The 10,716-nt window shown below is 62.5% G+C and carries 7 protein-coding genes; 5 read left to right on the top strand and 2 right to left on the bottom strand.

What is annotated here, in order from left to right; all coding sequences use genetic code 11:
* Nucleotides 1-110: 110 nt before the first annotated feature.
* Complete coding sequence (locus tag DBR12_RS02435; RefSeq protein WP_199226614.1) at nucleotides 111-1,280, top strand: restriction endonuclease subunit S; 1,170 nt, start codon at nucleotides 111-113, stop codon at nucleotides 1,278-1,280.
* Between the two features lie 283 nt (nucleotides 1,281-1,563).
* Here DBR12_RS02435 and DBR12_RS02430 read toward each other — a convergent pair whose 3' ends face one another.
* A complete protein-coding gene (locus DBR12_RS02430) occupies nucleotides 1,564-2,973 on the bottom strand; it encodes an ATP-binding protein (protein WP_233244259.1) in 1,410 nt (469 codons plus the stop codon).
* Nucleotides 2,974-3,519: 546 nt separating this feature from the next.
* Here DBR12_RS02430 and DBR12_RS02420 point away from each other — a divergent pair.
* Nucleotides 3,520-6,999, top strand: a complete 3,480-nt coding sequence (locus tag DBR12_RS02420; RefSeq protein ID WP_108615785.1) for a DEAD/DEAH box helicase family protein — start codon at nucleotides 3,520-3,522, stop codon at nucleotides 6,997-6,999.
* 109 nt (nucleotides 7,000-7,108) lie between these two features.
* Here DBR12_RS02420 and DBR12_RS02415 read toward each other — a convergent pair whose 3' ends face one another.
* Nucleotides 7,109-7,912, bottom strand: coding sequence for a TetR/AcrR family transcriptional regulator (locus DBR12_RS02415; RefSeq protein ID WP_108615784.1), 804 nt, complete (start codon nucleotides 7,910-7,912; stop codon nucleotides 7,109-7,111).
* Between the two features lie 157 nt (nucleotides 7,913-8,069).
* Here DBR12_RS02415 and DBR12_RS02410 point away from each other — a divergent pair, with 157 nt between their 5' ends.
* From DBR12_RS02410 to DBR12_RS02400, 3 genes are all read left to right on the top strand, one after another.
* Entirely contained in the window at nucleotides 8,070-8,933 is an 864-nt protein-coding gene (locus tag DBR12_RS02410) for an ABC transporter ATP-binding protein (RefSeq protein WP_108615783.1), read from the top strand.
* Nucleotides 8,930-9,811 (top strand): branched-chain amino acid ABC transporter permease, encoded by an 882-nt coding sequence (locus tag DBR12_RS02405; RefSeq protein WP_108615782.1) that lies wholly within the window; start codon nucleotides 8,930-8,932, stop codon nucleotides 9,809-9,811. The genes DBR12_RS02410 and DBR12_RS02405 overlap by 4 nt, the downstream gene beginning before the upstream one ends.
* 94 nt (nucleotides 9,812-9,905) lie before the next feature.
* Nucleotides 9,906-10,716 (top strand): branched-chain amino acid ABC transporter permease (locus DBR12_RS02400; protein ID WP_108615781.1); only part of this gene is annotated, 811 nt, incomplete at its 3' end.

The following is a 10,716-nucleotide window of genomic DNA, read 5'->3' as shown; positions in this document are numbered from 1 at the left end:
GTGCAGCACCGGGCGCCCGGGGAGATTTTGGCGGAGCTGCGGGCGCTGGAAGACGAGATTGCGCGGGGGATTGGGGTGTTGGAGGGGATGTTGAAGTGAGTGCCGCTCCAATGATTTCCGTTGGAGAGCTGATGGTGTCACGCGGCGGAAGCGTGAACCCACTGCAGTTTCCAGACGAAGAGTTTGATCTTTACAGCATCCCTGCTTTTGATGCCGGACAGCCAGAGATCGCGCTTGGTGCAGAGATCGGCTCCACCAAGCAAATCATCCAGCCAAACGATGTTCTGCTCTCAAAGATCGTTCCACATATTCGGCGCGCCTGGGTTGTGGGCGATGACCGTGGCCGAAGGTTGATTGGCTCGGGGGAATGGATCGTTTTTAGAAGCGAAAAGGTTTTTCCAAGTTACTTACGGCATGTTCTGGTGGGCGATCCATTTCACCAGCAATTCATGCAGACGGTTTCCGGTGTGGGCGGTTCACTCCTCCGAGCACGTCCTGCATTTGTGGCATCGATTCAGATACCACTCCCTCCGCTGGAAGAACAACGCCGCATCGCCGCCATCCTCGACCAAGCCGAAACCCTCCGAACCCAACGCCGCACCGCCCTGGCCCTGCAGGGCAGCCTCACCCAGTCCCTCTTTCTCGATATGTTTGGGGCGGGCGATTCCCAGGGCTGGCCCGTTACCAGCATTGGAGAAATTGTTGACGAGGAAAACGGGGGCATTCGTACAGGCCCGTTCGGTAGCCAACTTCTGCACAGCGAATTTGTGGATGAAGGTGTTGCAGTGCTCGGCATCGACAACGCCGTCAATAACGAGTTTCGGTGGGGTGAACGTCGCTACATTGCGCACGCGAAGTACAAAGAACTCAAGCGGTACACGGTCAGGCCCGGGGACGTACTCATCACCATCATGGGCACCTGCGGCCGCTGCGCTGTAGTACCCGACGACATACCTCTCGCCATCAATACCAAGCATCTTTGCTGTATCTCGGTTGACCGCTCAAGAGTCGTCCCGGACTACTTACACGCGTATTTCCTACGTCATCCGACCGCACGCAAATACCTTGAGCAAACAGCCAAGGGAGCCATCATGTCCGGGCTGAACATGGGAATCATCAAGGCGATGCCAATAGCGCTTCCCCCCCTCCCACTCCAACAAACCTTCGCCACCCGCATCGCCTCCATCGAAGCCCTCAAAGCCACCCACCGCCGCGCCCTGGCCGCGCTGGATGCGATGTTTGCCTCGCTGCAGCAGCGGGCGTTTGCGGGGCTGTTGTGAGGAACGACCACGACCTGGGGTAAAGGGAAAATCCCTGAACTTCCCAATGGATTCAATGACTTAGCCGGTGGTACCCTCATCCGTGAGGGCACCAAAGCTTGGCCTTTTTAGTGTTGGGCGGGGACAGCAGCAGGCGAAACACGCCCAGCGCTCCGGACGAGCAATAGGCACCTCCATCAAGTACCCGTCAAATAGGCAGCTTTTGCTAACCTGTTGTCAATAAAGGGAATTTTTGAAAAAAGCGCTTCGGTGACGCCCTTTCATCAAATACCCATCAAACAAATCAGGCCCAGTGCGGCACATAGCGGCGCAGCTTGGGCGCCGCAGCTTCATCCTCCAGGCGGATGACACCAGCCGCCAGCGCATCCTTGAGCAACCGGGAGGCGATGGCGCTGTTTTTGGGGTCAATACCAAAGCGCTGGCGCAGCGTGGTGTTGGTCATGTATGCACGCTGCACATAGCGCAGGCAAGCGTGCAGATAAACGGCGCGCACCCGGTCCTCCCTGTCCATACCCGCCAGGGGGCGCGGAGCAAACAGGGTGGCGCGAGTGGATTCGCCCACCACGTCAAACGCAGGGGCGGGGAGTTGGTACAGCTCGGCCTCAGACACCACCTTGTCCACACCGCTGCCGCGCTCCTCACAAATGCCCACCAATCGCATGATGGAGGCCAGGCTCTCATTGCGCGACCGGGGCGGGTGATCCAGCATGCGCTGGGGCTCCATGAGCGGCTTGCCGGGGTTGCTGATTTCCATCCGGTCATCGAAGATTTCGACCATGGGGCCGCTGCCTGTCACGCTCAGGTCTTGATGGATCAGTGCGTTGGCAACCAATTCACGAATGGCCAATTCGGGGTACATGCGCACCGATTTGCGCAATGCTTGCCCAATCACCTCATTGATGGGCAGCAGGTTGTTCACAAATCCCACCAACCCTTCAAAGCCCGCCGCGTAACCGCGCATGCCTTCTTGCTCGCGCAGGGTTTTGACGCGCCCGGTCCCTTCGTAGACCACCACGCGCACGGCCTTGCGTTGCAGGCGCGGAAAGTCAGCCAAGCGCTTGGCAAATAGCAATGCCCCCAAGTTGAAGATGCGCCAATGGCCCCCACCAATCGGTTCAATCAAGCGATGTGCCTGCAACCCGGCCAGCATGCCATCGCGATGATTGGGGACCGGCTTGTCCAGCAGCTCAAAAAACGCCGGGTAGTCGATGAGTTTCAAGACCTCATCGGCGCTGAGCTTCTCGGCGGCAGCCAACATTTCGAACGGTGTGGCGTCCAACATCCGCCATAGCGTGCGCTCTTTTTCAGGAAAGTCTTTGAGTGGCTTCTTGTAAGAGGCAACCCGGATGTACTCCACCCCTTGGAACTTCACCGGGTGCCGAAACGCAGAATCAATCTCCAGCAAAACGACCGAACGCCCATCGATCTCAATGTTGTGGAAATGAAACCCGATACGCGGGCTCAACAGCCGCAATAACCAGCTTTCCAGCTCTTCGTTACCTTGCCGAGCAGTTCGCGGGTCAAAACTCGTACCCACGATGGCGTGCCCGTCGTCGGCAACGCCCCAAAGCATGTAAGCATGGGCCCTGCCTTCCAAAGCAGCACTGTTGGCCAGTGCAGAGATGTACTCGCCAATGTCTTGCGGTTCGGCCTTGTTTTCCTTGAACTCCAGCCAGCCCGTTTCAGATGGCATGGCCGCAAACTCAAGTACCAAACTGCGCAAGTAATTTTGGTCTCGCAAGTTCATCTCTCTCCACAGTTTCCAGATTGCATATTCGGTCGCCAATTCTTGAGATGGGACCACAGCGCAGTATGGCAGCAGCCTGCATGAAACCGACACAAGCACTGAGCGTTGTCACCGGGTGAGCCTTCGCAACAAAAAAACTACCCATGGCTTGTGAAGCAAGCCCATCACTTAAAGTGTCCTCATAAGAGCAAAAGCGACCAAAAAAGCTGATTCTGTGTTGAGATTGCTCTCATAGAGACAAAAATGAACCTCACGCCTACCAACTCTGCCCCACTGGCCCAAGCCCTTGCCACTGAACGCAAGCGCCAAGGCATGACACGTTCACAAACAGCCGCCGTGTGCAATGTCAGCCCATCGTTCATCCGTGATGCAAAGCCATCCTGAACGTTGCTCACTGGAAAAGTTGGTATTGCTGGTGTGCGGGCTGGGGTTGACGCTGAGCATCGAGGGTTGGACTCAACCACCCCCAAGCAACGCACAGGGAGAGAGTGCATGAGCACGTTGCCATCCAACTTCAGCTTCCTGCAACCCGACTGGCCCGCTCTACTGGCCGAAGCCCATCGCGCCGAGGCAGCAGCCCATGCCGACCCGCGCACCGCCTGCTTTTACGCCCGCCGCACGCTGGAGCTGGCGGTGGCCTGGCTCTACCAGGCCGAAGGGGGCCGGGGTGGCTGCCTGCGCATACCCTACAAGGCAGATTTGTCGGCGTTTTTGTTCGATCCCAGCTTTCAGCAACTGGTGGGCACAGCCGTGCACGCCAAGATGGATGTGATTCGCCGCCTGGGCAACCAGGCGGTGCACCACGCCCGCCCGGTGCCACCGCAAGATGCCCTGGCCGCGCTGCGCGAGCTGTTCCATGTGGCCTTTTGGCTGGCGCAGCACTATGCGCGCCGCGTGGGCGACCGGCCTGCGGCGGGGCTGCAGTTTCGCGTGGAGCTGTTGCCCAAGCCCGCTGCTATCGACACCACTGCGGAGCAAGCCGCCAGCCGCGCCGCACAAGTGGCAGCACAAGAGGCGCTAGCCCAACAAGCCCAGGCGCTGGCCGAACGCGATGCGGCCCTGCGCGAAGCCGCTGCACGCAACGCCGCGCTGGACGCCGAACTGGCCCGCTACCGCGCCGAGATTGCCGCCGCCAAGGCCGCCAACGCGGCGCAGCCCGCCACCGCGCACGACTACAACGAAGCCGCCACGCGCGACCTGTTCATTGACCTGCTGCTCAAAGAAGCCGGCTGGGCGCTGGGCCAGCCACGTGACCGCGAGTTTGAAGTGCAGGGTATGCCCAACAACGCAGGGGGCGAAGGCAAGGGCTTTGTGGACTATGTGCTGTGGAGCGGCGAAATCCCCTTGGCCATTGTGGAAGCCAAGCGCACCCGCCGCAGCGCACAAGAGGGCCAGCAGCAAGCCCGGCTGTATGCCGACTGCCTGGAGCAAAGCACCGGCCACCGCCCCGTGATCTACGGCACCAATGGCTACGAGCACTGGATGTGGGACGACACCACCAGCCCGCCACGCCCGGTGCAGGGCTTTCACACCCGTGACGAGCTGGAGCTGATGCACCAGCGCCGCACCACGCGCAAGCCGCTGGCCAGCCTGCCGATTGCGGCGCGCATTGTGGAGCGCCATTACCAGCAGCGCGCCATTCGCCGCATTGCCGAAACCTTTGAGCGCGACCAGCACCGCAAGGCCCTGGTGGTGATGGCCACGGGCGCAGGCAAAACCCGCACGGTGATTGCGCTGGTGGACTTGCTCATGCGCGCAGGCTGGGCCAAGCGCGTGCTGTTTTTGGCCGACCGCGTGGCGCTGGTGAACCAGGCCGTCAACGCCTTCAAGGCGCACCTGCCTGATGCAGCGCCGGTGAACCTCGTCACAGACCGCGCTACCGAGGGGCGGGTGTACGTATCGACCTACCCCACGATGATGGGGCTCATCAACGAAAGCGCGGGCGAAGGAAAGCGCCGCTTTGGCGTGGGGCACTTCGACCTGATCGTGGTGGACGAGGCGCACCGCTCCATCTACCAAAAGTACCGTGCCATCTTCAGCTACTTCGACGCGCTGCTGGTGGGCCTGACGGCCACGCCCAAGGACGAGATCGACCGCAACACCTACAGCCTGTTTGGCCTGGAAAGCGGCGTGCCCACCGATGCCTACGGCCTGGACAACGCCATTGCCGAGGGCTTCCTGGCCCCGCCCAAGGCGATTTCGGTGCCGCTGAAATTCCAACGCCAGGGCATTCGCTACGACGAGCTGAGCGACGACGAAAAAGACCAGTGGGACGCATTGGAGTGGGACGAGGAAGGTGGCGAGGCGCCCGACGAGGTGAGCGCCGAGGCGGTGAACCAGTGGCTGTTCAACACCGACACGGTGGACAAGATGCTGGCCCTGCTGATGGAGCGCGGCCACAAGGTGGCGGGTGGTGACCGGCTGGGCAAGACCATCATCTTTGCCAAGAACCAGCGGCACGCCGAGTTCATCCAGCAGCGCTTTGATGCCAACTACCCCGACCGCAAGGGCGTATTCGCACGGGTCATCACGTTCAAGACCGAGTACGTGCAGTCGCTCATCGATGACTTCTCTCAAAAGAACGATGCCCCACACATCGCGATTTCGGTGGACATGCTGGACACGGGCATCGACGTGCCCGAGGTGGTGAACCTGGTGTTCTTCAAGATCGTGCGCTCCAAGGCCAAGTTCTGGCAGATGGTGGGGCGCGGCACGCGGTTGTGCCCTGAGCTGTACGGGCCGGGGCAGGACAAGAAGGACTTTTTTATCTTCGACTTTTGCCAGAACCTGGAGTTTTTCAGCCAGGAGCTGGAGGGCAGCGAGGGCGCGGTGGCCCCGCCACTGTCACAGCGCCTGTTCAATGCGCGGCTGGAGTTGGTTGAAGTGCTCGACAAGCGTTTGAGCAGCAACGGCGTGGCCGATGAGGCACAGCAATCGCCCGTGCTGACCGAGGCCGCCATTCGCCGCGACACCGCTGATCTGCTGCACAGCATGGTGGCGGGCATGTCACTCGACAACTTTGTGGTGCGCCCCCAGCGCCGCTGGGTGGAAGCCTGGGCGCAGCCCGATGCGTGGAAGCGGCCCACGCCAGAGCAACTGGCCGAGGTGTCCACGCACCTGTCCGGCTTGCCCACCGCCGTGCGCGATGACGATGAAGACGCCAAACGCTTTGACGCCCTGCTGCTGAACACCCAACTGGCCCTGCTGCGCAGCGAACCGGCCCTGGCACGGCTGCAAACCAAGGTGCAGCAGGTGGCCAATGGCTTGCTGGAACTGGCCAACGTGCCCAGCGTGCGCGAGCACCTGCTACTGATTGAGGCCGTGGCGGGCGACGAGTGGTGGCAAGACGTGACGCTGCCCATGCTGGAGCAGGCGCGGCGCAAGCTGCGCGGCCTCATCAAGCTCATCGAAAAAAGCAGCCGCAAAGTGGTCTACACCGACTTTGAAGACGCCATCGGTGAGACCGCCGAAGTCGATTTGCCCCTCGTGGCCAGTGCGGTGGACTTTGACCGCTTTCGCGCCAAGGCCAAGGTGTTCTTGCGCGCCCATGAAGACCGGCTGGCGCTGCACAAGCTGCGCCGCAACCAGCCCCTGACGGCGGCGGACCTGCATGAGCTGCAAGCCCTGCTGCACGAGGCGGGCGGCACCGATGGCGACATTGAGCGTGCGCGCACGCTGCACACCAGCCTGCCGGTGTTTGTGCGGTCGCTGGTGGGGCTGGACCGTGGGGCAGCTATGGCTGCCTTCTCTAGCCTGATTGGCACGGGGCAAGCGACAGCCAGCCAGTTGCAGTTCATCGAAGAAATCGTGCAGCACCTGACCGAGCAAGGCGCCATGCCAGCTGCGCGGCTGTATGAGTCACCGTTCACCGATATCCATGCCCAAGGGCCGGATGGCGTGTTTGATGGCAACAAGGTAGAGCAACTGTTCCAGGCGCTGCAGGGTCTGGAACTGCAGCAGGCTGCGGCGTAAGAGCAGCGAACCACCCGCCATCAATCACTATCAAATAAATAGCAGCTAGCGCTTTCCCATCATGCGCTAGCGGCCCATTTGAATCCAATTCACGCTCCGGGGCGAAATATCAGCCCCCAGCAGGCCGGACGGCGGTCTTGGCTGTGGCTCTCGCCGCCTTGGGCTTGGGGGCGGACACGGCAGCGGCATCCAGCGCAGTGCTGTCCGCAGGCCGCCGCAACACCCCATCACACAAGGTCGCAATGCACTGCTGCGCCACCTGCTCGGCCGTGTATTCGCCACCGGGCTGGTACCAGCGGCCGATCCAGCTCAAGGCGCCCGCAATCACAAAAGCCGTGATCTTGGGGTCACAGGGCTGGATCGAGCCCTCGGCCACGCCCTCGGCAACGAGGCGGCGGAACTCCTGGTCGATGGCGGACTTGAGGCGGCGCAGCTCCTTGCGGCTTTCGGGCGGCACCTGCTCGTCGCCCACGCGGATCAGGCACATGCCGAAGTCTTGCGTGACGATGCGTGCATACACCTGCATGCAGGTCATGAGCTGGTCGATGGCCTTGCCGCCAGCGGCGCGTGAAGCGTTGATGCCTTCGAGCATCATCGCAAGCCCCTTGCCCACGCACTGCAACAGGATCTCGTCCTTGTTCTTCACGTAGTAGTACAGCGTGGGCTTGGTCACGTTCAGGCGCGCGGCAATATCGTCGAGTGAGGTGGCGTGAAAGCCGCGCTCGTTGAACAGCTGGGCCGCCGCCTGCAGCACGGCGTTGCGCTTGGCTTCGCGCTGCTGCTCGCGGTGCGATACAGGGGCCCATGGCGAGGCGCTGCCGGGCTCGGACTCTGCCGCGGGCGCGGCGGATGGGGTCGATGGCACCGCGCGTGGAGCGCTGCGTCGGGACGATGCCGCTTTTGCAGGGGGCATGGGTGGCGATTCCTCGGGAAAGTACGGATGCTGAATGGGGTTGCGGCTTCCAGAATCTACTCACGAGTAAACAGTTTACGCACAAGTAGGAAATTTCTGCGCGGTCCGCACGAAATTTCTGATCAGAAGCTGCGAATCAACCCGTATTAGAAAGCCAATGGAGACAACCCCTACCGGCCCCGCTGCTGCCGCGCCCCTGCTCCAGGTGCAGGGCGTGACCTTGGCGTTTGGTGGAGTAAAGGCGCTCACCGGCGTGGGCTTTGACGTGTTGCCCGGCTCCATCACCGCCGTCATCGGCCCCAACGGTGCGGGCAAGACTTCGCTGTTCAACACCATCTCGGGCTTTTACCGGCCTGGCCAGGGCACCATTCGCTTCAGGGGCCAGGACATCACGCGCATCCCCGCGCCGCAGCGTGCCAAGCTGGGCCTGGGCCGCAGCTTTCAGAACATCGCGCTGTTTCGCGGCATGACGGTGCTCGACAACATCAAGCTGGGCCGCCATGCGCACCTCAAAACCAACGTGCTCGACGCGCTGTTCTACCTGGGCCGCGCGCGCCGCGAGGAGGCCGAGCTGCGCCGCGACATCGAGGAGCGCATCATCGACTTCCTCGAAATCGACCACATCCGCCACGCGCCCGTCTCGGCCCTGCCCTACGGCCTGCAAAAGCGGGTGGAAATGGCGCGGGCCCTCGCCATGCAGCCACAGATCCTGATGCTGGACGAGCCCGTGGCCGGCATGAACCGTGAAGAGACGGAAGACATGGCGCGCTTCATCCTCGACGTGCGCGAGGAATGGGGCGTGACGGTGCTGATGGTGGAGCACGACATGGGCATGGTGATGGACCTGTCGGACCACGTGGTGGTGCTCAACTTCGGCCAGGTCATCGCGCAGGGCACACCAGCCACCGTGCAGGCCAACCCCGAGGTCATCCGCGCCTACCTGGGCGCGGGCGATGTGGGCGACCTGCGCGCCAAGCTGCGGGCCAGCAGCCACCCAGCCACCCCGCAGGGAGCCGCATGATGGACTGGGCCTACCTGTTTGAAATCAGCCTCACGGGCGTTGCCGGCGGCGGTCTCTATGCGCTGGCGGCCCTGGCCTTCGTGATGGTCTACAAGGCCACGCGCGTGGTGAATATTGCGATTGGCGAACTGCTCATGGTGGGCGCCTACCTGTTCTTTACCTTCGCCGCCACATTTGCGCTGCCGCTGTGGCTGGCGATTCCGGCGGCCGTGCTGGGCACGGGCCTGCTGGGCGCGGTGATCGAGCGCACCATGATCCGCCCGCTGCTGGGCGAGCCTCCCATCTCGGTGTTCATGGTCACCGTGGGCCTTGCTTCCGTGCTCGTGGGCCTGGTGGAGATGATCTGGACGGCCGACCAGCGCCGCCTGCCCGACTTCTTGCCCAGCCAGCCCATCATGGTGGGCGACGCGTTCCTTGCACCCAAGGTGTTCTGGGGCGCGATGATTGCCATCGTTTTCATCGCTGCGGTGCTGGTGGTGTTCCGCTTCTGGCGCGGCGGTGTGGCCCTGCGCGCCACGGCCAGCGACCAGGCGGCCGCGTATTCGGTGGGCATCAATGTGCCGCGCGTGTTCTCGCTGGCCTGGGTGGCCTCGGCCATGCTCGCAGCCATCTCCGGGATCATCGTTGGCTCAGTTGGCGGGATCTCGTCCAGCATGGGCGTGTTCGGACTGTCAGTACTGGTCGTCGTCATCGTGGGCGGGCTCGACAGCGTGCTGGGCGCACTCATCGGTGGCGTGCTCATCGGCCTCATCGAAGCGCTGGCTGGGGCCTATCTGGGTGGCGAATACAAGCTGCTGGCCACCTTCATCGTGCTGGTGGCCGTGCTGCTGGTGCGGCCCTACGGCCTGTTCGGCACCCACGAAATCGAGAGACTGTAAAAACATGAACCCCCACGTTCATCACCTCGTGTATTCACTGCCCCCCAAGGGGGCGCAGGCCTCCCTTGGGGCGGCCCGGCGGCAGGCCTGACCCATGCGCATCGGAACCCTCAAGGAAACCTACATCGCCGACGCAGCGCTGTTCGACTCGCGCACGCAAAAGGTGTGGCTGGCCGTGGGCGCGGCGCTGCTGGTGCTGTTCCCGTTCATGGCCAGCGACTACTGGCTGTACCTGGCCTGCCTGGTCAGCATCAACGTGGCCAGCGCCACAGGCCTCAACATCCTCACCGGCTACACGGGGCTGGTCAGCCTGGGGCAGGCGGCGTTCATGGGCCTGGGTGCCTACACCGTGGCAATTCTCGAAACCAAGGTCGGCACGCCATTTGTGCTCAACCTGCTGGCTGGTGGCTTGGTGGCCATGCTGGGCGGCATCGTGGTGGGCATTCCTTCGCTGCGCGTGAAGGGGCTGTACCTGGCCATTGCCACCATTGCCGCGTCGTTCATCGCGCACTTCATTTTTGCCAACTGGAAGTTCACTGGCGGCACAGGTGGCCTGAGCGTTCCGCCCGCCAAGCTGTTCGGCATGGCGCTCGACACATCGTTCCGGCTGTACTGGCTCATCGTGCCCGTCACGATCCTGATGCTGTTGGGCGCGGCCAACCTGTTTCGCACACGCGTGGGCCGCGCCTTCATCGCCATCCGCGACCGCGACATCTCGGCCGAGGTGCTGGGCATTCCGCTGCTGCGCTACAAGCTGCTGTCGTTCGGCCTGTCGTCGTTCTATGCGGGTGTGGCGGGCGGGCTGTGGGCGTACTTCTTTCGCGTGGTCACGCCCGAGAGTTTTCCGCTGCTCATGTCCATCTTCTTTCTGGCGGCCATCATCGTCGGCGGCATGGGCTCCATCC

The sequence above is a fragment of the Acidovorax sp. HMWF029 genome (assembly GCF_003060895.1).
GTDB lineage: Bacteria > Pseudomonadota > Gammaproteobacteria > Burkholderiales > Burkholderiaceae_C > Acidovorax.
The sequence above is the reverse complement of the archived record's forward strand: the minus strand, read 5'-3'. Positions and strand labels throughout refer to the sequence as shown.